This window comes from Pseudomonas plecoglossicida NBRC 103162 = DSM 15088 (genome assembly GCF_000730665.1).
GTDB lineage: Bacteria > Pseudomonadota > Gammaproteobacteria > Pseudomonadales > Pseudomonadaceae > Aquipseudomonas > Aquipseudomonas plecoglossicida.
Map to the genome: position 1 here is coordinate 1 of NZ_BBIV01000006.1, position 24,398 is coordinate 24,398.

General features: G+C 63.2%; 23 protein-coding genes. 18 read left to right on the forward strand and 5 right to left on the reverse strand.

Annotated elements, in window-relative coordinates:
* Positions 1-100: 100 nt before the first annotated feature.
* Both PPL01S_RS04125 and PPL01S_RS04130 read right to left on the reverse strand, forming a co-directional pair.
* Complete coding sequence (locus tag PPL01S_RS04125; RefSeq protein WP_016394201.1) at positions 101-1,321, reverse strand: CaiB/BaiF CoA transferase family protein; 1,221 nt, start codon at positions 1,319-1,321, stop codon at positions 101-103.
* Between the two features lie 15 nt (positions 1,322-1,336).
* Positions 1,337-2,518, reverse strand: a complete 1,182-nt coding sequence (locus PPL01S_RS04130; protein WP_028625697.1) for an acyl-CoA dehydrogenase — start codon at positions 2,516-2,518, stop codon at positions 1,337-1,339.
* 162 nt (positions 2,519-2,680) lie between these two features.
* On the opposite strand from PPL01S_RS04130, the gene PPL01S_RS04135 reads away from it, so the two are divergent.
* Complete coding sequence (locus PPL01S_RS04135; protein WP_016394203.1) at positions 2,681-3,607, forward strand: LysR family transcriptional regulator; 927 nt, start codon at positions 2,681-2,683, stop codon at positions 3,605-3,607.
* 55 nt (positions 3,608-3,662) lie between these two features.
* Here PPL01S_RS04135 and PPL01S_RS25035 read toward each other — a convergent pair whose 3' ends face one another.
* On the reverse strand, positions 3,663-3,950 hold the full coding sequence (locus tag PPL01S_RS25035; RefSeq protein WP_156042667.1) for a hypothetical protein: 288 nt from the start codon (positions 3,948-3,950) through the stop codon (positions 3,663-3,665).
* A 68-nt stretch (positions 3,951-4,018) separates the two neighbouring features.
* On the opposite strand from PPL01S_RS25035, the gene PPL01S_RS04140 reads away from it, so the two are divergent.
* The 8 genes from PPL01S_RS04140 to PPL01S_RS04175 all read left to right on the forward strand — a co-directional run bounded on the left by PPL01S_RS04140 (position 4,019) and on the right by PPL01S_RS04175 (position 12,264).
* Positions 4,019-5,140: a Re/Si-specific NAD(P)(+) transhydrogenase subunit alpha gene (locus PPL01S_RS04140; RefSeq protein ID WP_016394204.1), complete on the forward strand. Its 1,122-nt coding sequence runs from the start codon at positions 4,019-4,021 to the stop codon at positions 5,138-5,140.
* A gap of 11 nt (positions 5,141-5,151) precedes the next feature.
* Positions 5,152-5,466 carry an NAD(P) transhydrogenase subunit alpha part 2 gene (locus PPL01S_RS04145; RefSeq protein WP_016394205.1) on the forward strand — a complete coding sequence of 105 codons (315 nt, stop codon included), beginning with the start codon at positions 5,152-5,154 and terminating at the stop codon, positions 5,464-5,466.
* Between the two features lie 2 nt (positions 5,467-5,468).
* On the forward strand, positions 5,469-6,905 hold the full coding sequence (locus tag PPL01S_RS04150) for an NAD(P)(+) transhydrogenase (Re/Si-specific) subunit beta (RefSeq protein WP_016394206.1): 1,437 nt from the start codon (positions 5,469-5,471) through the stop codon (positions 6,903-6,905).
* 183 nt (positions 6,906-7,088) lie between these two features.
* The gene (gene scpC / locus PPL01S_RS04155) at positions 7,089-8,582 is read left to right on the forward strand and encodes a succinyl-CoA:acetate CoA-transferase ScpC (RefSeq protein ID WP_016394207.1); all 1,494 of its coding nucleotides are present in this window, start codon (positions 7,089-7,091) and stop codon (positions 8,580-8,582) included.
* Positions 8,583-8,969: 387 nt separating this feature from the next.
* Positions 8,970-9,185, forward strand: coding sequence for a DUF1127 domain-containing protein (locus PPL01S_RS04160; RefSeq protein ID WP_028625696.1), 216 nt, complete (start codon positions 8,970-8,972; stop codon positions 9,183-9,185).
* A 300-nt stretch (positions 9,186-9,485) separates the two neighbouring features.
* Complete coding sequence (locus PPL01S_RS04165) at positions 9,486-9,803, forward strand: DUF2388 domain-containing protein (RefSeq protein ID WP_016394209.1); 318 nt, start codon at positions 9,486-9,488, stop codon at positions 9,801-9,803.
* A 185-nt stretch (positions 9,804-9,988) separates the two neighbouring features.
* Positions 9,989-10,309 (forward strand): DUF2388 domain-containing protein, encoded by a 321-nt coding sequence (locus PPL01S_RS04170; RefSeq protein ID WP_016394210.1) that lies wholly within the window; start codon positions 9,989-9,991, stop codon positions 10,307-10,309.
* On the forward strand, positions 10,306-12,264 hold the full coding sequence (locus tag PPL01S_RS04175; RefSeq protein ID WP_033743491.1) for a DUF7844 domain-containing protein: 1,959 nt from the start codon (positions 10,306-10,308) through the stop codon (positions 12,262-12,264). The genes PPL01S_RS04170 and PPL01S_RS04175 overlap by 4 nt, the downstream gene beginning before the upstream one ends.
* A gap of 35 nt (positions 12,265-12,299) precedes the next feature.
* On the opposite strand, the gene PPL01S_RS04180 is transcribed toward PPL01S_RS04175, so the two are convergent.
* Positions 12,300-12,701 (reverse strand): GFA family protein, encoded by a 402-nt coding sequence (locus tag PPL01S_RS04180; RefSeq protein WP_016394212.1) that lies wholly within the window; start codon positions 12,699-12,701, stop codon positions 12,300-12,302.
* Positions 12,702-12,967: 266 nt separating this feature from the next.
* Here PPL01S_RS04180 and PPL01S_RS04185 point away from each other — a divergent pair, with 266 nt between their 5' ends.
* The 9 genes from PPL01S_RS04185 to PPL01S_RS04225 all read left to right on the forward strand — a co-directional run bounded on the left by PPL01S_RS04185 (position 12,968) and on the right by PPL01S_RS04225 (position 23,166).
* Positions 12,968-14,275 carry a CitMHS family transporter gene (locus tag PPL01S_RS04185; RefSeq protein WP_016394213.1) on the forward strand — a complete coding sequence of 436 codons (1,308 nt, stop codon included), beginning with the start codon at positions 12,968-12,970 and terminating at the stop codon, positions 14,273-14,275.
* 72 nt (positions 14,276-14,347) lie between these two features.
* Positions 14,348-15,118, forward strand: a complete 771-nt coding sequence (locus PPL01S_RS04190) for a TerC family protein (protein WP_016394214.1) — start codon at positions 14,348-14,350, stop codon at positions 15,116-15,118.
* A gap of 222 nt (positions 15,119-15,340) precedes the next feature.
* Positions 15,341-16,999: a Na/Pi cotransporter family protein gene (locus tag PPL01S_RS04195; RefSeq protein WP_016394215.1), complete on the forward strand. Its 1,659-nt coding sequence runs from the start codon at positions 15,341-15,343 to the stop codon at positions 16,997-16,999.
* 30 nt (positions 17,000-17,029) lie between these two features.
* Entirely contained in the window at positions 17,030-18,436 is a 1,407-nt protein-coding gene (locus PPL01S_RS04200) for a M16 family metallopeptidase (protein ID WP_016394216.1), read from the forward strand.
* A gap of 69 nt (positions 18,437-18,505) precedes the next feature.
* Complete coding sequence (locus PPL01S_RS04205; protein WP_016394217.1) at positions 18,506-19,528, forward strand: DUF5924 family protein; 1,023 nt, start codon at positions 18,506-18,508, stop codon at positions 19,526-19,528.
* Positions 19,529-19,682: 154 nt separating this feature from the next.
* Positions 19,683-20,816 carry an MlaE family ABC transporter permease gene (locus tag PPL01S_RS04210; protein ID WP_028625694.1) on the forward strand — a complete coding sequence of 378 codons (1,134 nt, stop codon included), beginning with the start codon at positions 19,683-19,685 and terminating at the stop codon, positions 20,814-20,816.
* The gene (locus PPL01S_RS04215; protein WP_016394219.1) at positions 20,813-21,604 is read left to right on the forward strand and encodes an ABC transporter ATP-binding protein; all 792 of its coding nucleotides are present in this window, start codon (positions 20,813-20,815) and stop codon (positions 21,602-21,604) included. Before PPL01S_RS04210 ends, PPL01S_RS04215 begins: the two co-directional genes overlap by 4 nt.
* A 3-nt stretch (positions 21,605-21,607) precedes the next feature.
* Positions 21,608-22,546, forward strand: coding sequence for an MlaD family protein (locus tag PPL01S_RS04220; RefSeq protein WP_016394220.1), 939 nt, complete (start codon positions 21,608-21,610; stop codon positions 22,544-22,546).
* On the forward strand, positions 22,543-23,166 hold the full coding sequence (locus tag PPL01S_RS04225) for an ABC-type transport auxiliary lipoprotein family protein (protein ID WP_016394221.1): 624 nt from the start codon (positions 22,543-22,545) through the stop codon (positions 23,164-23,166). The genes PPL01S_RS04220 and PPL01S_RS04225 overlap by 4 nt, the downstream gene beginning before the upstream one ends.
* On the opposite strand, the gene PPL01S_RS04230 is transcribed toward PPL01S_RS04225, so the two are convergent.
* The gene (locus tag PPL01S_RS04230) at positions 23,148-24,377 is read right to left on the reverse strand and encodes a nucleoside recognition domain-containing protein (protein WP_016394222.1); all 1,230 of its coding nucleotides are present in this window, start codon (positions 24,375-24,377) and stop codon (positions 23,148-23,150) included. The two genes, PPL01S_RS04225 and PPL01S_RS04230, sit on opposite strands and share 19 nt — an antisense overlap.
* Positions 24,378-24,398 lie beyond the last annotated feature (21 nt).

Below are 24,398 nucleotides of genomic sequence, written 5' to 3' on the forward strand. Positions count from 1 at the left end.
CCCCGTCAACCCTTAATTTCATGAAACCCTGATATAGCTGAAAAGCGAAGCGGGGAGGCCTGCCGGCCTCCCCGCTTTTCGTTCTTTCCATATAGAAGCGCTACAACACCCCCGCGTCCCTCAACCGCTGCACAGAGCCTGCGTCCAGCCCCAGCACATCAGCCAACACCACTTCGGTATGCTCGCCCAACAAGGGCGGGGCATGCCGGTACTCGACCGGCGTCTCCGACAACCGAATCGGGCTAGCCACCTGCGGCACGCTTCCGGCCAACGCATGCGGCAGGCTGACAGCCAGGCCGCGCGCCAGCACCTGCGGGTCCTGGAACATCTGCGCCAGATCATTGATCGGCCCACACGGCACACCGGCGGCCTCCAGCTGCTGCACCCACTCAGCCGTGGTCTTGAACACCGTAGCCTGGCGAATCAACGGAATCAGCTCAGCGCGGTTCGCCACGCGTTGCTTGTTGGTTGCGAAGCGCGGGTCATCCGCCCACTGCGGTTGCCCAGCAACCTCGGCGAACTTGCGGAATTGACCATCATTACCGACGGTGAGGATGAAGTCGCCATCCGCCGTCGGGAAGTCCTGATACGGCACGATATTAGGATGCGCGTTACCGAGTCGACGAGGCGGGTTGCCCGTGGTCAGGTAGTTCATGGCCTGGTTGGCCAGGCAGGCCACCTGCACATCGAGCAAGGCCATATCGATATGTTGCCCAACGCCGGCCTGATCACGATGGGCGAGGGCAGCCAGGATCGCCACCGTGGAATACAGACCCGTGAGGATATCGGTCAGCGCCACGCCAACCTTTACCGGCCCCGCACCCTCTTCGCCATCCGGGCGACCGGTCAGGCTCATCAGCCCACCCAGCCCCTGGATCATGAAGTCATACCCAGCCCGCTTGGCATAGGGACCGGTCTGACCGAAGCCGGTGATCGAGCAATAGACAAGCTTCGGATTGAGCGCCTTCAAGCTCTGGTAGTCCAGCCCATAGGCCGCCAACCCGCCAACCTTGAAGTTCTCGATGACGATATCCGACCTGGCCGCCAGCTCGCGCACCAGACGCTGACCCTCAGGCTGGGTGAAGTCGATCGTCACCGAACGTTTGTTACGGTTGGCAGACAGGTAATAAGCCGCCTCACTGGTGTTCTCGCCGCGCCCGTCCTTCAAGAAGGGCGGCCCCCACGAGCGGGTATCGTCGCCACTACCAGGCCGCTCGACCTTGATAACGTCGGCTCCCAGGTCGGCCAGGATCTGACCCGACCAGGGCCCCGCCAGCACGCGGGACAGATCAAGCACCCGCAGATGAGATAGCGCACCCATGGTCAGGCTCCTCTATCAGTAGAACGCCTGGATGCCGGTTTGCGCTCGACCCAGGATCAGCGCATGCACGTCATGGGTACCTTCGTAAGTGTTGACCACTTCAAGGTTGACCAGGTGACGAGCGACGCCGAACTCGTCGGAGATTCCGTTGCCGCCCAGCATGTCGCGGGCCATGCGCGCGATATCCAGGGCCTTGCCACAGGAGTTGCGCTTCATGATCGAAGTGATCTCCACGGCTGCAGTGCCTTCGTCCTTCATGCGCCCCAGGCGCAGGCAGCCCTGCAGTGCCAGGGTGATTTCAGTCTGCATGTCTGCCAGCTTCTTCTGGATCAGCTGATTGGCGGCCAGTGGGCGGCCGAACTGCTGACGGTCCAGGGTGTACTGACGCGCGGTGTGCCAGCAGGCTTCCGCAGCACCCAGGGCACCCCACGAAATGCCGTAGCGAGCCGAGTTCAGGCAGGTGAAGGGCCCCTTGAGACCGCGCACTTCGGGGAAGATGTTCTCTTCCGGCACAAACACGTTGTCCATGACGATCTCGCCGGTAATCGAAGCACGCAGGCCGACCTTGCCATGAATGGCCGGGGCGCTGAGCCCGTCCCAGCCTTTTTCCAGAACGAAGCCGCGGATGTCGCCCGCATCGTCCTTGGCCCAGACAACAAAGACATCGGCGATAGGGCTGTTGGTGATCCACATCTTGCTGCCGCTGAGGCGGTAGCCACCGTCGACCTTCCTGGCGCGGGTGATCATCGAACCGGGGTCGGATCCGTGGTTAGGCTCGGTCAGGCCGAAACAGCCGATCCACTCGCCGCTCGCAAGCTTGGGCAGGTACTTCTGCTTCTGCGCCTCGGTACCGAACTCGTTGATCGGCACCATCACCAGCGACGACTGCACACTCATCATCGAACGGTAGCCGGAATCGATGCGCTCCACTTCGCGGGCGATCAGGCCGTAGCACACGTAGTTCAGCCCGCTGCCGCCATACTGTTCGGGAATGGTCGCACCCAGCAGGCCCACTTCGCCCATCTCGCGGAAGATCGCAGGGTCGGTCTGCTCGTGGCGGAAAGCTTCCAGCACGCGCGGCGCCAGCTTGTCCTGGGCGAACTGATAAGCGCTGTCACGCACCATGCGCTCTTCTTCAGTGAGCTGCTGATCCAGCAGCAGCGGGTCGATCCAGTTGAAGCTTGCTTTACCGGCCATGAGCGAAATCCTCGTATATAGAGAGCAGGTTCTTGTGCCTTTGATCCTAGGCCTGTTCGCGCGTCGGGACAAACGAGGATTGCGCACCTATTAGTGATAATTTGTCACTCCGTAACACCCGCGAACCCACTATTGACGACACCACGAGTGAGGTTGACGTACATGCGCCGCAAGATCCCCAACACCACTGCACTGATTTGCTTCGAAGCGGCCGCGCGCCACGAGAGCTTCACCAAGGCCGCTCAGGAGCTGGCCCTGACCCAAGGTGCCGTCTGTCGACAGATTGGCGGCCTGGAGGCCTTCCTCAATGTGGAACTGTTCCGGCGCTCGAGACGCGGGGTGAAACTGACCGAGGCAGGGCTGTCGTACAGCCGCCAGGTGGCTGCGCAGCTGGATGCGGTGGAGCGCGATGCCTTGTCGGTAATGCGCCAGCAGGGCGCCAACGTGATCGAACTGGCGGTAGTGCCGACCTTCGGCACACAGTGGCTGCTGCCGCGGCTCAAGGATTTCCAGCAGCGCCATCCGGAGGTCACCGTCAACCTGACCAACCGCACCCGACCATTCCTGTTCGCCGACACCCCCTTCGATGCCGCCATCTATTTTGGCGACGCCGACTGGTCCGGCACCCAGTCCCAGCGCCTGATGGGCGAAAACCCCTTGCCGGTCTGCAGCCCGGTCCTGCTGAGCGGCGAGGGCATGCTCGATGCCCGGCGCATCGCCAGCCTTCCGTTGCTGCAACAGACCACCCGCCCTTACGCCTGGCGCCAATGGTTCAACGGGCAGGGCATGAATGTCGCAGGTGACATGACAGGGCCACGCTATGAACTATTCTCCATGCTTGCCCAGGCCGCGATGCACCAGATGGGCGTGGCGCTGATCCCACCCTTCCTGATCCAGCGCGAATTGGAGGAGGGCAGGCTGGTGGTCGCTAACCGGCATGCACTGTCCAGCGACAAGGCCTACTATCTGATGATTCCCGACCGCAAGGTGGAGTCGGCATCCCTTCGCGCCTTCCGTGACTGGTTGGCGGAACAGGCGCGTGACTACATCGCCTCGCACAGAGACGAGGCCTTCGCCCGACTGTTGTAGTCAATTATTTTTAACACCTACAGATATAAGCTTTTGTCGCATTTAAGCAAACTGTTCAGGTGAATCGAAAAATCTCGGCAAAGCCGCCAAACACGCGGATTTCAGAAGGTTTTACGACACTCGCGAGCCCATTTGCGAAATCATCGCAAAAAATTTCAAAAAATCCCTTAATCTGCCAATAGCCCATGCTTGACGGGCTGAAGCCCGATGATTGCGACATACGGTCACAGGGTGACTTGTAGTTTTGACTTGGTTTCGCTCCAGAATCTGTTGAAGGCCCCTGGGTTCGTCTGCAAAATGCTCGGCCCGCCCAGGATTCGGCGGACTGGCGCTCAATAGCCAACCCTGCGCACCACCCGAAGTGCGCTGGCTCTTATAAAGACAAAAAAGGTCACCGCAGGAGAAATAGTCGTGCACATTGGTGTTCCTCTCGAGACGCAGACCGGTGAGACAAGGGTCGCTGCGACCCCCGAAACCATCAAGAAACTGATTGGCCAAGGCCATCAGGTCACCGTCCAACGGGGGGCAGGGCTCAATGCCAGCATTCCGGACGGTGCCTATGAGGCCGTGGGCGCTTCCCTTGGAACCGCAGCCGATGCCTACGGCGCCGAACTGGTTCTGAAAGTGGTCGCGCCTGATGACCAGGAGCTGGCCCAGATCAACAGCGGCAGCCTTCTGATCGGCATGCTCAATCCCTTCAACAACGAGCTGATCGGCAAGATGGCCGAACGCGGCATCACCGCCTTCGCCCTGGAAGCCGCACCGCGTACATCGCGCGCACAGAGCCTGGACGTACTGTCGTCGCAAGCCAACATCGCCGGTTACAAGGCCGTGCTGCTGGCCGCCCATCATTACCCACGCTTCATGCCCATGCTGATGACAGCTGCCGGCACCGTGAAGGCCGCCCGCGTACTGATCCTCGGTGCCGGTGTTGCCGGGCTGCAGGCCATCGCCACGGCCAAGCGTCTCGGTGCGGTGATCGAAGCCTCGGACGTGCGTCCGGCAGTGAAAGAGCAGATCGAGTCGCTTGGCGCCAAGTTCATCGACGTTCCCTATGAAACCGATGAAGAGCGTGAGTGCGCCGAAGGCGTTGGCGGCTATGCCCGCCCGATGCCCGCCAGCTGGATGCAACGCCAGGCCCAGGCCGTGCACGAGCGCGCCAAGCAAGCCGACATCGTCATCACCACGGCGTTGATCCCCGGCCGCAAGGCTCCGACCCTGCTCAGCGCCGAAACCGTGGCGCAGATGAAGCCTGGCTCGGTGGTCATCGACCTTGCCGCAGCCCAAGGCGGCAACTGCCCGCTGACCGTGGCCGACCAGGTGATCATGGAAAATGGCGTGACCATCGTCGGCCCGACCAACCTGCCAGCCCAGGTAGGGGCCGATGCCTCGGCACTGTATGCACGCAACCTGCTGGACTTCATGAAGCTGCTGTTCGACAAGGACAGCGCGCTGGTCATCAACCTCGAAGACGATATCGTCGCGGCCTGCCTCATGTGCCGCGACGGCCAAGTCGTCCGCAAGAACGGCTAAGGAGCACGACTATGGACGACATGCTGATTTCCCACGGCATCTACAACCTGATCATCTTCGTGCTGGCCATCTATGTGGGCTACCACGTGGTGTGGAACGTCACCCCGGCCTTGCATACCCCGCTGATGGCGGTCACCAACGCCATCTCGGCGATCGTCATCGTCGGCGCCATGCTGGCTGCCGCGCTGACCGTGACCCCGGCCGGCAAACTGATGGGCACCCTGGCGGTGGCCCTGGCCGCGGTCAACGTGTTCGGTGGCTTCCTGGTCACCCGTCGCATGCTTGAGATGTTCAAGAAGAAAACCAAGAACGAGGCGCAGAAGTAAGCATGAGCATGAATCTGGTAACGCTCCTCTACCTCGTCGCCTCGGTGTGCTTCATCCAGGCGCTCAAGGGCCTGTCGCACCCGACCACCTCGCGGCGCGGCAACCTGTTCGGCATGATCGGCATGGGGATCGCGATCCTCACCACGGTCGGCCTCATCTATAAGCTCGGGGCTGAAATCGCTACCGCCGGCATCGGCTACGTGATTGTCGGCCTGCTGGTCGGCGGTACCGCCGGCTCGATCATGGCCAAGCGTGTCGAGATGACCAAGATGCCGGAACTGGTCGCCTTCATGCACAGCATGATCGGCCTGGCCGCGGTGTTCATCGCCATCGCTGCGGTGCTCGAGCCGCAATCGATGGGCATCGTCGCCAGCATCAGCGACCCGATCCCCACCGGTAACCGCCTGGAACTGTTCCTCGGCGCGGCCATCGGTGCCATCACTTTCTCGGGTTCGGTGATCGCCTTCGGCAAACTGTCGGGCAAGTACAAGTTCCGCCTGTTCCAGGGCGCACCGGTACAGTTCGTTGGCCAGCACAAGCTGAACCTGATCCTGGGGCTGACCACCATCGCCCTGGGCCTGCTGTTCACCTTCACCGGCCATTACAGCGCCTTCACCCTGATGCTGGCCCTGGCCTTCATCATGGGTGTGCTGATCATCATCCCGATCGGCGGAGCCGACATGCCTGTCGTGGTGTCCATGCTCAACAGCTATTCGGGCTGGGCAGCGGCGGGGATCGGCTTCTCGCTGAACAACTCGATGCTGATCATCGCCGGCTCCCTGGTGGGCTCCAGCGGTGCGATCCTGTCCTACATCATGTGCAAGGCGATGAACCGCTCGTTCTTCAACGTCATCCTTGGCGGCTTCGGCGGCGATACCGATGCCGGTGCGGCCCAAGGCTCGAAGGAGCAGCGCCCGGTGAAGTCCGGTTCGGCAGACGATGCCACCTTCCTGCTGAGCAACGCCGACAGCGTGATCATCGTCCCGGGCTACGGCCTGGCAGTCGCCCGCGCCCAGCACGCGCTCAAGGAACTGACCGAGAAGCTCAGCCACAACGGTGTGACCGTGAAGTATGCGATCCACCCGGTGGCAGGGCGCATGCCCGGGCACATGAACGTGCTGCTGGCCGAGGCCGAAGTGCCTTATGACCAGGTGTTCGAGATGGAAGACATCAACGCCGAGTTCGGCCAGGCCGACGTGGTGCTGGTGCTGGGCGCCAACGATGTGGTCAACCCGGCGGCGAAGAACGATCCGAAGTCGCCGATCGCCGGCATGCCGATTCTCGAAGCATTCAAGGCCAAGACCATCATCGTCAACAAGCGCTCGATGGCCAGCGGCTATGCCGGGCTGGACAACGAACTGTTCTACCTGGACAAGACCATGATGGTGTTCGGTGACGCGAAGAAGGTCATCGAGGATATGGTCAAAGCCGTCGAGTAAGACCTTTCCTATAAAGGTTGCGATATAAAACCCCGGCGCATTATTCCCGGGGTTTTTTTATTTCACTGATCCAGATCAATGGCTCTATTTCCAGGCCTCCCATTCGACCATGGTCGTGGGACGGCGACGGGCGAAATCTCTAGACTGCGCTGCAGTAGCCTCAGTAGCCCGAGATAACAATCCATGTACCGTGATCGTATCCGCTTGTCCTCCCTGCACAGCAAGGTAATGAGTGCGGCTGATGCCGCTGGCCTTATCGAGGACGGCATGACCGTCGGCATGAGCGGCTTCACCCGCGCCGGCGAAGCCAAGGCGGTCCCGCATGCCCTGGCCGAACGCGCCAAGCAGTCGCCCCTGAAGATCAGCCTGATGACCGGCGCCAGCCTGGGCAATGACCTCGACAAGCAGCTGACCGAAGCCGGCGTGCTGGCCCGTCGCATGCCGTTCCAGGTCGACAGCACCCTGCGCAAGGCCATCAACGACGGCCAGGTGATGTTCATCGACCAGCACCTGTCGGAAACCGTCGAGCAACTGCGCAACCAGCAGCTCAAGCTGCCGGACATCGCAGTCATCGAAGCGGTGGCCATCACCGAAGAAGGCCACATCGTGCCGACCACCTCGGTGGGCAACTCGGCGAGCTTCGCCATCTTCGCCAAGCAAGTGATCGTCGAGATCAACCTGTCGCACAACGCCAACCTCGAAGGCCTGCACGACATCTATATCCCGACGTATCGCCCGACCCGTACGCCGATCCCGCTGGTGAAGGTCGATGATCGCATCGGCAGCACTGCGATCCCGATCGACCCGGCCAAGATCGTCGGCATCGTCATCAGCGACCAGCCAGACTCGCCGTCCACCGTGCTGCCGCCGGACGACGAAACCCAGGGCATCGCCGACCACCTGATCAACTTCCTCAAGAAAGAAGTGGAAGCAGGGCGCATGACCAACAAGCTTGGCCCGCTGCAAGCCGGTATCGGCAGCATTGCCAACGCGGTGATGTGCGGTCTGATCGATTCGCCTTTCGAAGACCTGACCATGTACTCCGAAGTGCTGCAGGACTCGACGTTCGACCTGATCGACGCCGGCAAGCTGAGCTTCGCCTCGGGCAGCTCGATCACCCTGTCGACGCGCCGCAATGCCGATGTGTTCGGCAACCTGGAGCGCTACAAGGACAAGCTGGTACTGCGCCCGCAGGAGATCTCCAACCACCCTGAAGTCGTGCGCCGCCTGGGCATCATCGGCATCAACACGGCGCTGGAGTTCGACATCTACGGCAACGTCAACTCCACGCACGTCTGCGGTACCCGGATGATGAACGGCATCGGTGGCTCTGGCGATTTCGCCCGCAACGCCCACCTGGCGGTGTTCGTCACCAAGTCCATCGCCAAGGGTGGTGCGATTTCCAGCGTGGTGCCGATGGTCAGCCATGTCGACCATACCGAGCATGACGTGGACATCCTGGTTACCGAGCAAGGCCTGGCCGACCTGCGTGGCCTGGCGCCTCGCGAGCGGGCACGGGCGATCATCGATAACTGCGTGCACCCTGACTACCGCGCAGCCTTGAATGACTACTTCGACCGCGCCTGCCAGCGTGGCGGCCACACCCCGCACATCCTGCGCGAGGCGTTGAGCTGGCACGAGAATCTGGAAGAAGGTGGCCGCATGCTGGCTGGCTGATCCGCATAGCACCTGTCGCCGGCAAGCCGGCTCCCCACAGTCATGCGCTGCCCTCGAGGCCAGCGCTGCACCATTCTGTGGGAGCCGGCTTGCCGGCGATAGGGCCAGCAAGTCAATCCTCGCAATCCCTCTTCGTAAAACTGTTCTACTGTACTGGCATCCCCGCCAGTCAGCCTCCTCAAAATCCCCCAACTTATTACGTAACGCACCACAATAGTGCAGACCAGTACAGTTGCGCCAATTTCGAGTGCAACAGTAGGGTTACACAGTTAACTGAGCCATCCTATTTCTACAGAACTGTATCTACTGTTATGGACAACAGAAGAGGATCATGGGCACCAGTTAAATCACTACCTAATCCCGCCACAAGCGGAAGGATGAAGCATCATGGAACGTACCCTCAGTTCCGGTCTGGTTTTTGAAAGCAACGCCCAGCAATCCCACGCATCGCTGCCGCTGCGCGCCCTGTCCACTCTGCTGCTGTGGCAGCGTCGCATGGCCAGCCGCCGTCAACTGGCTCGCCTGGACGCCCGCCTGCTGGCAGACGCCGGTATCAGCGAGTCGCAGCGTTACGAAGAGCTCAGCAAGCCGTTCTGGCGCTAAGCACCGGTTCGCCGGCTCCGGCTGGCACCGCGAATTCCCAAACCCGTTGCAGGTCACTGCAGCGGGTTTTTTCTTTAGCGAAGCCTCGTGTCAGAGCGCTTGCCAGACAGATACAGTTTCGTATTTCTGCAAATAGACCATAACAGTAGATTTTCGTGACGTTCGTTACCTTCTTGAAATCTCGCCGCGTGATACGCTTGGCTTAGCTGTCTGGCAAGAACCAGATGCGCAAGTACCGTGACGAACCGTGTGAACGTCCGATATTGCAGACTCACCCGATCCTTCCAGGAGTCCACGCCCATGTCCCGCAAACACCTGATTGGCGCCGCCCTGCTGCTCGGCCTGGCCGGCACCGCAAACGCCACCAGCTTCGTCGTCACGACCGATGCCGTAGTACGTGCCTTCGCTTCGTCCACCGATGCCACCTCCGACCTGAGCTCGTCGTTCCGCGACGACAAGATCGTCCAGGCCGCCCGCGATGACGCAGCCAGCTTCGTCGGCAGCCAGGGCTCCATTCGTGGCGCCAGGCTGGAAAGTGCCTTCCTGCACATCCGCTCGAGCATGCCGACCCTGCAAGCCAACGATGCACAACTGGCCCAGGCCATCCTGACCATCTGATACACCGGCTGCACAACGAATGCGCTGGCCACAGCCTGCGCATTCGTTCGAATCTTCGCCGCCCGCCCCGGTCGCCAACAAGCTCCTGCATTGTCAGTTGCCGCATTCGTCGGCGACCTTGAACTGGCGCGGACAATTCTCGTCCAAGTAATAACCTTGACTCCCTGTATTTTTGGAGATGCTCCATGCGTAAACCGCTGATCGCCGCGACCCTCGGCATGTTGTTGCTGGCCGACCTGGCCCAGGCACAGACCTTGGTGGCTACCAGCAACATCATCGTGCGGGCCATTGGTCGCTCGATCGATTTCACGTCCGACACCACCACGTCGATCCGCGACTCCAAAGTGGTACGCGAAGCCCATGACGACGCCGCAAGCTTCGTCGCCAGCAACGGCGACATCCGTGGCGCGCAACTGGAGGCAGCCTTCGTGACCCTGCGCGAGCGCTTACCTGAAGCGCGCGGCGCCAGCGACCAGGTCCTGGCCGAAGCCATCCTCGCACTGTGACTGGCGTGCGTGCCTGGCTGCTCGCCGGCGTCCTGACGCTGCTGGGCATGCCCGCCCTGGCCGACCTGCAGCTTGAACTGCAGGCGTCCGGCCTTACCCCCCAGCAACTTCAAGCCACCCAGGCCTTGCTCGATGAAGCACTGAGCAAACTGCCGCCACGCTTCAAGCAGCAGCTGGATCGGCGCATCCAGGTCAGCTGGACTGACAAGATGCCGGCCGATGCCTATGGCCAGGCTTCGCTGGTCTCGACCCTGGCGCTCAATCGTCGCCTGCTGCCCAGCCTGACCGACGGCAGCGCCGCGCATCAAAGCACCAACCGGCCACATGGCACGGTTCGCCAGGAGCTGCTGGCCACCGTTCTGCACGAGCTGACCCACATCTACAACCGTGCGCGGCTCTGGCCCGACGCCGAACGCTCGATGATCGCCCGCTGCAAGCGCCAGCAGGGCACCCTGGGCAAGATCGGCCAGCCAGAGGCTTGCCGTGGCCAGGCACAACGCCGTTTCACCCTCAGCGACGATCCACGCTTGCTCGACCTGGCCGGTTGGCCGCAGTACGTGGGCCGCCGAGGTGAACGGGAGCAGCACAATGGCCAACTGGTGCGCAGCCCCGACAGTTATGAACTGAGCAGCCCCAAGGAATTCGTCGCGGTCAACATGGAGTATTTTCTCCTCGACCCGAGCTATGCCTGCCGGCGCCCGGCCCTCAATCAATACCTTCGCGATCACTTTGGCTGGGCCCCACGGCAGGATACCTGCGCCAAAGGCCTGCCGTTCCTCAACGCCGGCAGCGACTTCGCCCGCCAGCCATTGGGCGAGATCGACCCGGAGCGGGTGTATGAAGTGGACTACCTGCTCGCCGAAGCCAACCAGAACTGGGTCAGCCGCTGGGGCCACAGCATGCTGCGCCTGGTCATCTGCAAGCCGGGGCGGCCACGCGGACCGGACTGCCGCCTGGACCTCGACCGCCACCTGGTGCTGTCGTATCGCGCCTTCGTCAACGATGTGCAGCTTTCCAGCTGGGACGGCCTGATCGGTAACTATCCGTCGCGGCTGTTTGTCCTGCCCCTCGGCCAGGTAGTCGACGAGTACACCAAGACTGAACTGCGCAGCCTGGCGTCGGTGCCATTGAAGCTGGACCGCAACGAGATCGAGAACCTGGTGCGCCAAGCCGCCGAGATCCACTGGAGCTACGACGGCAGCTATTACTTCCTGTCCAACAACTGTGCAGTGGAATCGTTGAAGCTGCTGCGCAGCGGCACCGGCAACCCACGCCTGAACGATCTCGACAGCATCATGCCCAATGGCCTGCTGGAGGTGCTCAAGGGCAGGGGGCTGGCCGACACCAGCGTGCTCGATGATCCACGCGAAGCCTTGCGCCTTGGCTACCGCTTCGACTCCTACCGTGACCGTTACCAGGCCATGTTCGAGGTACTCAAGCAGCAGCTGCCGATCAAGCAGGACAAGGTCGAAGACTGGCTCGAGCTGGATGCCGAGCGACGCCGCGGCTGGTTCCCACAAGCCAACCTGCGCACCAGCGCCGCATTGCTGCTGCTGGAACAGGCCAGCCTGCGCCGGCAGTTGTTGCTGGCCCAGGACGAAGTGAAGCAACGCTATCTGAATGCCGTGGAACTCAAGGACGGCAGCATGAACCAGGCCAACCGGACCCTGCAGCAGATGCTTGCCAACAGTGGTTTCCTGAGTCGTCCGGCGGAGTTGCTCGATGCCAAGGGCTATGGCTTGCCACAACCGGATGAGCGCGCGCATCTGGAGAAGGTCAGCAATGAGCGGCAAGCCCAGTTGTTGCGCTTGAGTACCGACCTGGACAAAGAGGTAAGGGCACTGCTGGACCCTTCGCGGGCCAGGGAGATTGCTGCAGTCGAGGCCAATGTGAAGCAGGTGGGTGAGCATTTGCGGGCGCTGCACAAGGCGGCGGGGGGGCTGGAGCTGCCGTAGCGCCGGCGATGAGGCCCGACAACCCAGCACAGCAGCTACGGTTGCTCCTCGGCCTCTCCCGGCAAATCCTCATCCAGATGCAGCCACGGCAACCGGCTGCTAGTCCAGATATGCCGCTTGGCCCGCACCTGCTCCGGATGATCCAGCGTCGCGACCGTCACATCGATACTGCCCGGGCTATGATCGGTCACCAACGCCACATGCGCACCACATTCCCCACAGAAGTAGCGCTTGCAACTGGCCGGCGCCACATAGCACTGGGGCCTGCCCGCCAACCAGCGAAAGCCTGACCGGGGCAGGGTAAGCCAGGTCACCACAAGCCCCCCGCTGACACGCCGGCAGATCGAACAATGGCAATGGGCGATATCCGTCAGCTCGCCCTGAAGTCGATAGCGCAAGGCGCCGCAATGGCAGCCCCCCTCGGTTACATCAGGCATTACTTACCTCCCGTCGCCCTTTTCCCGGCGAAAGCTGGCTGAAAGCTTGTCCCCCTAGGATAGCCCCCACTACCGGCAGCAGACCGGTCAGCCAGGGCACCCGGATCTTTCCGCGCCCGGCCCATCAACAACAACAATGGTGATTCCGATGTTTTCCCGTGCCCGCTCTTTTGCCGCTCCCTTGCCCTTGCTCCCTGCGCAGCGCCCCACGCGCTGACTCGCCCGAATAGCCTTTCCTTTCGCCGCGCCACGCCTGGAGTACTGCCATGCTGACCTTCCTCGGCTTTGCCATGGTCATCACCTTCATGTACCTGATCATGACCAAGCGCCTGTCGGCCTTGATCGCGCTGATCCTGGTACCGATCCTGTTCGCCCTGTTCGGCGGTTTTTCCGCCAAGATCGGCCCCATGATGCTCGAGGGCATCAGCAAGCTTGCGCCCACCGGCGTGATGCTGATGTTCGCCATTCTGTATTTCGCCCTGATGATCGACTCCGGCCTGTTCGACCCGGCCGTGCGCAAGATCCTCAAGCTGGTCAAGGGCGACCCGCTCAAGGTCTCGGTGGGCACCGCCGCACTGGCCCTGGTGGTGTCGCTCGACGGTGACGGCGCCACCACCTACATGATCTGCTGCGCCGCCATGCTGCCGCTGTACAGCCGCCTGGGCATGAGCCCGCGGATCATGGCCGGCCTGATCATCCTGGCCGGCGGGGTGATGAACATGACCCCCTGGGGCGGCCCTACCGCCCGCGCCGCCAGCGCCCTGCACGTGGACCCCTCGGACATCTTCGTGCCGATGATCCCGGCCATGCTGTTCGGTATCGTCGCGATCCTCGGCATCGCTTACCTGTACGGCAAGCGCGAGCGCGCCCGCCTGGGTGAACTGCACCTGCCCACCGACGACATCGACCACAGCGAAATCAGCGTTTCGCAATTCCCCGAAGCCCGTCGGCCCAAGCTGCTGTGGTTCAACGGCGCACTGACCGCCGCGCTGATGGTTGCGCTGATCGCCGGCCTGCTGCCGCTGCCGGTGCTGTTCATGATCGCCTTCAGTATCGCCATGATCGTCAACTACCCCTGTCTGCAACAGCAGAAGGACCGTATCGCCGCCCATGCTGGAAGCGTGCTGGCGGTGACCGGGCTGATCTTCGCTGCCGGCATCTTCACCGGCATTCTCTCGGGCACCGGCATGGTCGAGGCCATGTCCAAGAGCCTGCTGGCGGTCATCCCCGAAGCCCTGGGCCCTTACCTGGCGGTGATCACCGCGATCGTGAGCATGCCGTTCACCTTCTTCATGTCCAACGATGCGTTCTACTACGGTGTGCTGCCCGTACTGTCGGAAGCCGCCAGCCACTACGGCATCAGCCCGGTGGAGATGGCCCGCGCGTCGATCGTCGGGCAACCGGTACACCTGCTCAGCCCGCTGGTACCCTCCACCTACCTGCTGGTGGCCCTGGCGGGTATCGAATTCGGCGATCACCAACGCTTCACCCTCAAGTGGGCAGTACTGGTATGCCTGTGCATAATGGTCGCCGCGCTGCTGATGGGCATTTTCCCACTGTTCAGCAGCCTCTGATCAAACCCGCATCACCTCAACGCGAAGCGCCCCTGAAGGGGCGTTTCGCCATTATCGTTCGAAGGAATACACATGGAATGGCTGACCAGCCCGGAAATCTGGGTTGCCTTTTTCACCCTTACAGCGCTTGAGATCGTTCTCGGTATCGACAACATCATCATGATCTCGATCCTGGTCAGCCGCATGCCCAAGCACATGCAGCCGCGCACCCGGATCTTCGGCCTGGCGCTGGCGATGGTCACTCGCATCATGCTGCTGCTGTCGATCACCTGGGTCATGCGCCTGACCGCCGACCTGTTCGTGGTATTCGGCCAGGGCATATCCGGCCGCGACCTGATCCTGTTCTTCGGTGGCCTGTTCCTGCTGTGGAAAAGCTCCCAGGAGATCTACCACGGCCTGGAAGGCGAGGATGAAAGCAGCGATGAGCCGAAAGGGGCGGGTGGCAAGTTCTTCTACACCATCATCCAGATCGCCATCATCGACATCGTGTTTTCCCTGGACTCGGTCATCACGGCGGTGGGCATGGTCTCGCACGTGCCCGTGATGATCGCCGCGATCGTCGTTGCCGTGCTGGTGATGATGCTGTGTGCAGGCGCCATCAGCAATTTCATCGACAAGCACCCTTCGCTGAAGATGCTGGCGCTGTCGTTCCTGATCGTGGTGGGCACCGTGCTGATCGCCGAATCCTTCGACGTGCACGTGCCAAAGGGTTACGTCTACTTCGCCATGGCCTTCTCCCTGGCCGTCGAGGCGATCAACATCCGCATGCGTACCGCCATGGCACGCAAGGCGGGCAAGGAACATGACCCGGTGAAACTGCGCAAGGACATTCCGGGTCAATAAGCCACGGCAGTACCGTAAAAAGGCCCTCCGGGGCCTTTTTTGTCATCGAAGCTTTCATGACTGAATGATTTCAAATGCTTGCCGGGCATGCCAAGCTGGCGCCTGGCCTGCAAAACAACTAAAGCTTGAGTGAGCACTGGATAAAAACACCCACCCCCGGGCCAGGCTCGCGGCTTCACTCATTGGCTCCGTTTCTGGAGCACGAACAAGGGGGGCTGGACCATGCTGACCCTGCTCAACCTGCTTTCCGCCGTTGCCTTGCTGGTGTGGGGCACACATATCGTCCGTACCGGCATCCTGCGGGTGTTCGGCTCCAACCTGCGCCGAGTGCTCAGCCAGAACATGAACCGGCGACCACTGGCGTTCATCGCCGGCATCGTCGTCACTGCGCTGGTGCAGAGCAGCAACGCCACCGCGATGCTGGTCACCTCCTTCGTCGGCCAGGGCTTGATGGCCATGACCCCGGCCCTGGCGATCATGCTGGGCGCGGATGTGGGTACGGCACTGATGGCGCGCGTGCTGACCTTCGACCTGTCGTGGCTGTCGCCGCTGCTGGTGTTCCTCGGTGTGATCTTCTTCCTGTCCCGCAAGCAGACGCGTGCAGGCCAGATGGGGCGGGTAGGCATCGGCCTGGGCCTGATCATTCTTGCCCTCGAGCTGATCGTGCAAGCCGCAGCGCCGATCACCCACGCCCAGGGCGTCAAGGTACTGTTCGCCTCGCTGACAGGCGACATCATGCTCGACGCCCTGGTCGGCGCGCTGTTCGCCATGATCACCTACTCCAGCCTGGCGGCTGTCCTGCTGACCGCGACCCTGGCGGGCGCCGAGGTGATCAGCCTGCCGGTGGCCATCGGCCTGGTGGTCGGCGCCAACATCGGCAGCGGCTTGCTGGCCTTCATCAGTACCAGCATGCAGAACTCCGCCGGCCGGCGCGTGGCCCTGGGCAGCCTGCTGTACAAGTTGATGGGGTTGCTGCTGATCATCCCGGTGCTGCATCCACTGGTGGAGTGGATGGACTCGCTGAGCTTCAGCCCCCAGGAACTGGTCATCGGCTTCCACCTGCTCTACAACACCCTGCGCTGCCTGATCATGCTGCCCACGGTCAAACCCATGGGCCGGCTATGCAACGCCCTGCTGCCCGACCGCGAGAACGGCAATGGCCAGGTGCGCCCACGCCATCTCGACGCCTCGGCCCTCACCACGCCCAGCCTGGCCCTGGCCAACGCCGCCCGCGAAACCCTGCGCCTGGGCGATATCGTCGACAGCCTGCTCGAAGCCATGCTCGGCGCCCTGCGCGGCACCCATACCGCGCTGCCACAGCAGGTGCGCGCCCTCGGTGAAGACGGCGAGGCCCTGTACAGCGCAATCAAACTGTACCTGGCCCAGATGACCCGGGAAGACCTCAGCGACCAGGACAACCGGCGCTGGGCCGAGATCATCGAACTGGCGATCAACCTCAAGCTCTCCTGCGACCTCATCGAACGCATGCTGCGCAAGGTTCAGCAACAGAAGACCAGCCAGCGCCGGGAGTTTTCCCAGGTCGGGCTGGAGGAGCTGACCGGTCTGCAGGAGCAATTGCTGGCCAACCTGCGCCTGGGCCTGTCGGTATTCCTCAGTGCCGACCCCGAAAGCGCCCGGCTGCTGCTGCGCGAGAAACGCCGCTTCCGCGCCCAGGAGCGGCGCCTGGCGCATGCCCATGTCAGCCGTCTGCAACGCAAGGTGGTGCAAAGTATCGAGACGAGTTCGCTACACTTGGAGCTGATCGCCGACATGAAGCGGTTGAACTCTTTGTTCTGCAGCAGTGCCTATGTGGTACTGGGTGGGTCGGACACGGGCGGGCTGATGCTCGACACCGTACCGGACGAAGCCCGACTACCCTGACCTCGCATACCCGGAGACCCGAGCTCGCCCATGCGTTGCCTGATGTTCGTTTGCCTGCTGATCTGCAGCCTGCCCTCACTTGCCCTCGATCGTTCGCGGGTCGAGGGTTACCTGTTGCCCAATGGCCTGCAGGTCATCCTCAAATCCGGCTACGAACGCGACCATGTGGCGATCCGCCTGGTGGTGGGGGTTGGCCTGGACGACTTCGATTGCGAGCAGAAAGAGCTGCCCCATCTGCTCGAGCACCTGCTGTTCGGCGGTATCGACGAGACCGGCGAGGGCGGGCTGGAAGAACGCCTGCAATCGCTGGGCGGGGAGTGGAACGCCTATACCAGTAGCGCCGACACCACCTTCGTCATCGAGGCCCCGGCGCGCAACCAGCGCAAGGTGCTGGATCTGCTGCTGGCGGTAATCCGCGATACGCGCATCGACGCCAACAGCCTGGCCACCGCCAAGCGCATCATCGAACGCGAGGATGGCGGCCACTACGGCCACCTGCAGCGCTGGCTCGACCGCCAGGACATCGGCCACCCCGCCAGCGACCAGCTGGCCACCGAGCTGGGCCTCAAATGCCCCGAGCGCTCCAACCTCGACGACATGACACTGGAGCAGGTGCAGGCCCTGCGTGACCGCTGGTATGCCGCCAACAACATGACCCTGATCATGGTCGGTGGCCTCGATCGCCTGCTGCCGGCCTATCTGGACCGCACCTTCGGCGAACTGCCCGCCACCGAGCCGGAAGAACGTCGTACCCTCGAAAGCATCAGCCAGCAAGCCGAGCGGCGTCGTTACCTGACCCGGGGAGTGCTGGGTGACAGCGCCAAGTTGCACTGGCTGTTCATCGAGCCGGTCCTGGACAACGACCACCAGCAGACCCTCGACCTGCTCTCGCGCTACCTGGACTGGGCCTTGTACGACCAGTTGCGCCTGCGCAACGGCCTGTCCTATGGGCCTTCGGTACAGCGCGAAAGCTTTGGTGACAGCGGCATGCTCAGCTTCAATGCCGACCTCGAACGCGACGATGTCGATGCCGCGATCAAGGTCATGCAGCAATTGTTCGACCACTTGCGCAAGGACGGCCTCGACCCGGATACCTTCGCCCGCATCAAGGATGCCGCCGTTGCCAAGGAAAGCTGGAGCACCCAGGGCAACAGCGCGCTGGCCGACTATTACTGGGGCGCGCTCAACGACTACACCCACGGGCGTTTCGCCGACCCTGTGCGCAAGCTGCGCCAGGTCACCCTGACGCAGGCCAACGCGGCGCTGAAGGATCTGCTCAAGGATGAAGGTTACGTGCGGATCGAGCGGCCGTTTCTCGGGTATGACGAGCTTTACGGCTGGGTGGCGCTGGTTCTGGGGCTGATCCTGGCTGCTGGGCTGCTGCGCTGGCGACGTCATGCGCCTGATCGACCCAGTGGCGCTACACGGGAGCGGTAGATCGGAGGTATCCTTTTGCCAGTACCGGCCCTATCGCCGGCATAGCCCCCATAATCCTGTTGCAGCCCCATGCCCCCTATACCCCCGATCGTCCAGCGCATCATCGAACTGCTCAAACGCTACCCCGGCATCATCGCGCTCGGCGGTTTCCTCTCCGGTATCGGCAGCTTCATCCTGGTCGACCGCCAGGCCGGCCTGGCCAGCTGGGTCGCTGTCCTCATGCTGGTCAGCTGGGTCTGGCTGATGCTGGAGAACACCCTCACCGGCCTGTTCGCCCGCATGTTCAAGCGCGAGATCCCGCAGCCGCTGCTGCGCTACGCGACGCAGATGATTCACCAGGAAAGCCTGTTCTTCGTCCTGCCGTTCTTCTTCGTCACCACGACCTGGAACAGCAGCCAGCTGGTGTTCACCGGCCTGCTCGGTGCCGCCGGTCTGATCTCGATCATCGACCCGCTGTACTACAAGTGGCTGGCCCCGCGGCGCTGGCTGTTCCTGGCGTTTCATACCCTGACGCTGTTCGCGGCGCTGCTCACCGCGCTGCCGATCATCCTTCACCTGACCACTGCGCAAAGCTTCAAGCTGGCGTTGATCGCGGCAATGGCGCTGTCGTTCCCCAGCCTGGTCAGCAGCTTCCCGGTCAACACCTGGCGTCGCGGGGTGGCACTGGTGCTGGTGACCCTGGCCGTCGGTGGCGGCGGCTGGCTGCTGCGTTCCTGGGTACCGCCCGCCACCTTGTGGATGACCGAGGTGGCAGTCAGTACTGAAGTGCTCAATCGCCAGCCCGGCAAGTCACTGGACGAAATCGCCGCCAGCCGCATCCGCAGCAGCGGCCTGTACGCCTATACCGCCATCAACGCACCGCGGGGGCTCAACGAACGCATCTACCATGTGTGGCAGAAGGACGGCCAGGAGGTCGACCGCATTGCCCTGGATATCCATGGCGGGCGCAAGGAAGGCTACCGGGCCTGGACCCACAAGCAGAACTTCCCGCCCAATCCGGTGGGCAAGTGGCAGGTCAGGGTGCTGACCGAAGATGGGCAGGTGATCGGGGTGCTGCGCTTCAAGGTGGTCGACGACGTACCGGCGGGGTGAGGGAAAGGGGCTGCCTTGCAGCCCAATCGCCGGCAAGCCGGCTCCCACAGTGAAGCGGTGGAGATCCCTGTAGGAGCCGGCTTGCCGGCGATTGGGCCAAGACAGACTCGCTGCGCTATGATCAGCCTCTACGCCCCCGCGCGCAGTCAGATGCATGGAGCCTATGACCACCCCCAGCGCCACCCTGGACACCAGCTGCCAACCGGCCTGCCTGCGCATCACCGGTGACTGGACCCTGGCCCACTACGCCAGCCTGCGGCGCGACAGCGAGCAACTGCGCACGCAAGCCACCGACGACGCAGTCGCCGACCTCAGCCAGCTGGGCCGCCTGGACACCGCCGGCGCTGCGCTGCTGGCCGAGTTGCTCGGTACCGAGCGCCTCTCGCACTGCAGCGAAGACTTGCCCGAAGCCAGCCGAGCCTTGCTGAAAACCGTCTATTGCTCGGTGCAGGACTACTGCATCCCGGTCAAGGCGCCGGAGCGCAACGTACTGCTCCTGCTGCTGGAGCGCATTGGCTGTGCGGTCGGCACGCTGTGGCAAGACAGCATGCAGTTGCTCGGCTTCGTCGGCCTGATCCTCGAAACTCTGGTGCGCCGCCTGTTCCAGCCCCACCGCTGGCGTGTCACGCCGGTGGTCGCGCACATCGAGCAGACCGGCCTCGACGCCGCCCCCATCGTTGCCTTGCTGACCTTCCTGGTGGGCGCCGTGGTGGCCTTCCTCGGCGCCACGGTATTGGCCGCGTTCGGCGCAACCGTCTTCACCGTCGACCTGGTGGCCTTCTCGTTTCTGCGCGAATTCGCCGTGCTGCTGACCGCCATTCTCATGGCCGGCCGCACCGCCAGTGCCTTTACCGCACAGATCGGCTCGATGAAGGCCAACGAAGAGATCGACGCCATCCGCACCCTGGGCCTGAACCCCATGGAACTGCTGGTGGTCCCGCGGGTACTGGCGCTGCTGATTTCACTGCCGCTGCTGACCTTCGTCGCGATGATCTGCGGCATCGTCGGCGGCGCGGTGGTGTGCGCCCTGACCCTGGATATTTCACCGGCGATGTTCCTTTCGCTGCTGCAGAGCGACATCGGCGTGCAGCACTTCCTCGTCGGCCTGGCCAAAGCGCCGTTCTTCGCGTTCCTGATCGCCGCCATCGGTTGCCTGGAAGGCTTCAAGGTCAGCGGCAGCGCCGAGTCCGTAGGCGCCCACACCACCTCCAGCGTGGTGCAGTCGATCTTCGTGGTCATCGTGCTGGATGCCGTGGCTGCCCTGTTCTGCATGGAGATGGGCTGGTGAGTGGCCGGGAAGCGGTGATCGAAGCACGGGGCATCTGCAACCGCTTCGGCAGCCAGAGCGTGCACGAGCAGCTCGACCTGGACCTGTACCGCGGCGAGATCCTCGCCGTGGTGGGTGGTTCGGGCAGCGGCAAGTCGGTGCTGCTGCGCAGCATCATCGGCCTGAGGCAGCCGAACGAAGGGCAGATCAAGGTGTTTGGCGAGGATCTCGCCAGCTTGCGCGAGGAGCAGCGTTCGCTGGTCGAGCGGCGCTTTGGCGTGCTGTTCCAGAAGGGCGCGCTGTTCTCCTCGCTGACCGTCACCGAGAACGTGGCGCTGCCATTGATCGAACATGCCGGCCTGTCGCGCGACGATGCCGAGCACCTGGCCGGGGTCAAGCTGGCCCTGGCCGGCCTGCCGCTGTCGGCCGCCGACAAGTACCCGTCTTCACTGTCCGGCGGCATGATCAAGCGCGCGGCACTGGCCCGTGCGCTGGCCCTTGACCCGGACATCCTGTTCCTTGACGAACCCACTGCCGGCCTCGACCCGATCGGCGCCGCCGCCTTCGACCAGTTGATCCTGACCTTGCGCGATGCCCTGGGCCTGAGCGTGTTCCTGATCACCCACGACCTGGACACCCTCTACACCATCACCGATCGCGTCGCCGTACTGTCGCAGAAGAAAGTGCTGGTCGCAGGCCCCTTGGCCGAGGTCGAACAAACCAACGATCCATGGATCCATGAATACTTTCACGGCCCACGCGGGCGAGCGGCCGAACACGCCGCCGCCAGTGCCGGGCAGGAGCGCTGAACGATGGAAACCCGAGCTCATCACGTTCTCATCGGCCTGGTCACCGTGGTGGTGGTGGTCGGTGCCATGCTGTTCGGCCTGTGGCTGACCAAGTCCAGCGTCGACGACGCCTTCAAGGACTACGAAGTGGTCTTCAACGAGGCCGTCTCGGGGCTGTCCCGTGGCAGCCCCGTGCAATACAACGGCATCAAGGTCGGCGATGTCACCAGCCTGCGCCTGGACCCCAAGGACCCCCGCCGGGTGCTGGCCAGGGTGCGCCTGAGCGGCGACACGCCGGTGAAGGAAGACACCCAGGCCAAGCTGACCCTGGCCGGCGTCACCGGCAACTCGTTCATCCAGCTCAGCGGCGGCACCCCGCAGAGCCCGGAGCTCATCAGCAAGAATGGCAAGCTGCCGGTGATCGTCGCCTCGCCCTCGCCGATCTCGCGCCTGCTCAATGACAGCAGCGACCTGGTGACCAACATCAACCTGCTGCTGCACAACGCCAACCAGATGTTCTCCGACAGCAACATCGAGCGCCTGAGCAACACCCTGGCCAACCTCGAGCAGACCACCGGGGCCTTCGCCAACGAGAAGGGCGGTATCGGCGCGGCCATCGAGCAACTGGCGCTGGTCGGCAAGCAGGCCAATGCCACCCTGGCCGAGACCCAGGCCTTGATGCGCAATGCCAACGGCCTGCTCGGCAACCAGGGCAAGCAAGCCATCGACAGCGCCGAGCAGGCGATGCAGTCGCTGGCGCAGAGCATGGCGACCATCGACAGCCTGCTGCAGGACAACCGCCAGTCGATCGACGACGGCGCGCAAGGCCTCAACCAGCTGACACCGGCCATCCGCGAGCTGCGCGAAACGCTCAATTCGCTCAAGGGCATCTCCCGGCGCCTGGAAGCCGACCCAAGCGGCTACCTGCTCGGCCGTGACAACACCAAGGAGTTCCAGCCATGAATCCGTCGCTGCGCCTGCTGGCCCTGGCGGCCACGCTGAACCTGGCCACCGCCTGCTCGATCCTGCCCCAGCGCGAGCCTGTAGATATCTACCGCCTGCCGGTCAACCAGGCCAGCCGCAGCGCGACATCGGTGGACTGGTCACTGCGCCTGAACAAACCGCTGGCCAGCGAAGTGCTGGCCAGCCCGCGCATCGCCGTGATTCCCCAGGGCGATGTGGTCAGCAGCTACAAAGGCGCGCGCTGGAGCGACCCGGCGCCATTGCTGCTCCGCAACCGCCTGCTCGACGGCTTCCAGCGCGATGGCCGGGTACAACGCCTGAGCGCTGACGACAGCAACCTGCAGGCCGACTACGAGCTGGCGGGCGAGCTGCAGGCGTTCCAGAGCGAGTACCGACCCGGCGGCAAGGTAGAGGTGGTGATTCGTTATGACGCTCGCCTGGTGCAGGGGCGCAGCCAGCGCATCCTCGCCAGCAAGCGCTTCGAGGTGCGCCAGCCGCTGGCCGACACCCAGGTGGCTGGCGTGGTCGCAGGCTTTGGCGCGGCCAGCGATCAACTGGCCGGGCAGGTCGTCAACTGGACGGTGGCGCAGAGCGCCCAGGCTCAGGCGAAGAACCAGTAGCAGATGCAGATGGCCGCGATCACCCCGGACAGCTCGGCCAGCAGGGCGCAGCCTACGGCGTGGCGCACGCGCTGGATACCTACGGCGCCGAAGTAGACGGCCAGCACGTAGAAGGTGGTTTCGGTACTGCCCTGGATGGTCGCGGCCACCAGCGCCGGGAAGCTGTCCACGCCATGGGTCTGCATGGTCTCGATCAGCATCGCCCGCGCGGCGCTGCCGGAGAACGGCTTGACCAGGGCCGTCGGCAAGCCTTCGACGAAGCGCGTGTCCATGCCCAGCCAGTTCACGGCGTGGCGAATGCCATCCAACGCCAGCTCCAGGGCACCGGAGGCACGCAGCACGCCCACCGCCACCAGCATCGCCACCAGGTAGGGCAGCAGGCTCTTGGCCACGTCGAAGCCTTCCTTGGCCCCTTCCACGAACGCTTCGTACACCTTCACCCGTTTCAACGCACCGATCACCAGGAACAGAACGATCACGCCGAACAGGGTGAGGTTGCCGAGGACCGACGACAGACTGGCCAACGCCGCTGCCGACAAGGTGCCGAGGAACGCCATGAAACCGCCCAGCAGCAGCGCCCCCGGGATCATGTAGGCCAGCACCACCGGGTCCCACAGGCGCAGGCGCTGCATCACCGCCACCGACAGCAGCCCGACCAGGGTCGACACGCTGGTGGCCAGGAGGATCGGCAGGAATACCAGGGTGGGGTCGGTGGCACCTTGCTGGGCGCGGTACATGAAGATCGTCACCGGCAGCAAGGTCAGGGACGAGGCGTTGAGTACCAGGAACAGGATCTGCGCATTGCTCGCCGTGGTGCTGCTGGGGTTGAGCTCCTGCAGGGCGCGCATGGCCTTCAGGCCGATCGGGGTGGCGGCGTTGTCCAGGCCCAGGCCATTGGCCGCGAAGTTCATGGTGATCAGCCCCAGGGCCGGGTGGCCGGGCGGAACCTCGGGCATCAGCCGGGCGAACAGCGGGCCGAGCACCTTGGCCAGCCATTCGACGATCCCGGCCTTTTCAGCGATCTTGAGAAAGCCCAGCCACAGGGTCAGGGTGCCGAACAGCAGGATCATGACCTCCACGGACAGCTTGGCCATGGCAAAGATGCTCTCGACCATCGCGGCGAAGATACCGGCATTGCCGCCGACCAGCCATTGGGCCAGGGCGGAGACGGCCGCCACCAGGAAAAAGCCGAGCCAAAGGCCGTTGAGCATCCGTGTGTCCCCCTGAAAAAT

Coding starts and splice junctions, on each gene's coding strand:
- PPL01S_RS04145 (WP_016394205.1), top strand. CDS start 5,152: ATGGACGACATGCTGATTTCCCACGGCATCTACAACCTGATCATCTTC.
- scpC (WP_016394207.1), top strand. CDS start 7,089: ATGTACCGTGATCGTATCCGCTTGTCCTCCCTGCACAGCAAGGTAATG.
- PPL01S_RS04170 (WP_016394210.1), top strand. CDS start 9,989: ATGCGTAAACCGCTGATCGCCGCGACCCTCGGCATGTTGTTGCTGGCC.
- PPL01S_RS04220 (WP_016394220.1), top strand. CDS start 21,608: ATGGAAACCCGAGCTCATCACGTTCTCATCGGCCTGGTCACCGTGGTG.
- PPL01S_RS04160 (WP_028625696.1), top strand. CDS start 8,970: ATGGAACGTACCCTCAGTTCCGGTCTGGTTTTTGAAAGCAACGCCCAG.
- PPL01S_RS04185 (WP_016394213.1), top strand. CDS start 12,968: ATGCTGACCTTCCTCGGCTTTGCCATGGTCATCACCTTCATGTACCTG.
- PPL01S_RS04125 (WP_016394201.1), bottom strand. CDS start 1,321: ATGGGTGCGCTATCTCATCTGCGGGTGCTTGATCTGTCCCGCGTGCTG.
- PPL01S_RS04195 (WP_016394215.1), top strand. CDS start 15,341: ATGCTGACCCTGCTCAACCTGCTTTCCGCCGTTGCCTTGCTGGTGTGG.
- PPL01S_RS04130 (WP_028625697.1), bottom strand. CDS start 2,518: ATGGCCGGTAAAGCAAGCTTCAACTGGATCGACCCGCTGCTGCTGGAT.
- PPL01S_RS04165 (WP_016394209.1), top strand. CDS start 9,486: ATGTCCCGCAAACACCTGATTGGCGCCGCCCTGCTGCTCGGCCTGGCC.
- PPL01S_RS04135 (WP_016394203.1), top strand. CDS start 2,681: ATGCGCCGCAAGATCCCCAACACCACTGCACTGATTTGCTTCGAAGCG.
- PPL01S_RS04210 (WP_028625694.1), top strand. CDS start 19,683: ATGGAGCCTATGACCACCCCCAGCGCCACCCTGGACACCAGCTGCCAA.
- PPL01S_RS04190 (WP_016394214.1), top strand. CDS start 14,348: ATGGAATGGCTGACCAGCCCGGAAATCTGGGTTGCCTTTTTCACCCTT.
- PPL01S_RS04205 (WP_016394217.1), top strand. CDS start 18,506: ATGCCCCCTATACCCCCGATCGTCCAGCGCATCATCGAACTGCTCAAA.
- PPL01S_RS04200 (WP_016394216.1), top strand. CDS start 17,030: ATGCGTTGCCTGATGTTCGTTTGCCTGCTGATCTGCAGCCTGCCCTCA.
- PPL01S_RS04225 (WP_016394221.1), top strand. CDS start 22,543: ATGAATCCGTCGCTGCGCCTGCTGGCCCTGGCGGCCACGCTGAACCTG.
- PPL01S_RS04150 (WP_016394206.1), top strand. CDS start 5,469: ATGAGCATGAATCTGGTAACGCTCCTCTACCTCGTCGCCTCGGTGTGC.
- PPL01S_RS04180 (WP_016394212.1), bottom strand. CDS start 12,701: ATGCCTGATGTAACCGAGGGGGGCTGCCATTGCGGCGCCTTGCGCTAT.
- PPL01S_RS04230 (WP_016394222.1), bottom strand. CDS start 24,377: ATGCTCAACGGCCTTTGGCTCGGCTTTTTCCTGGTGGCGGCCGTCTCC.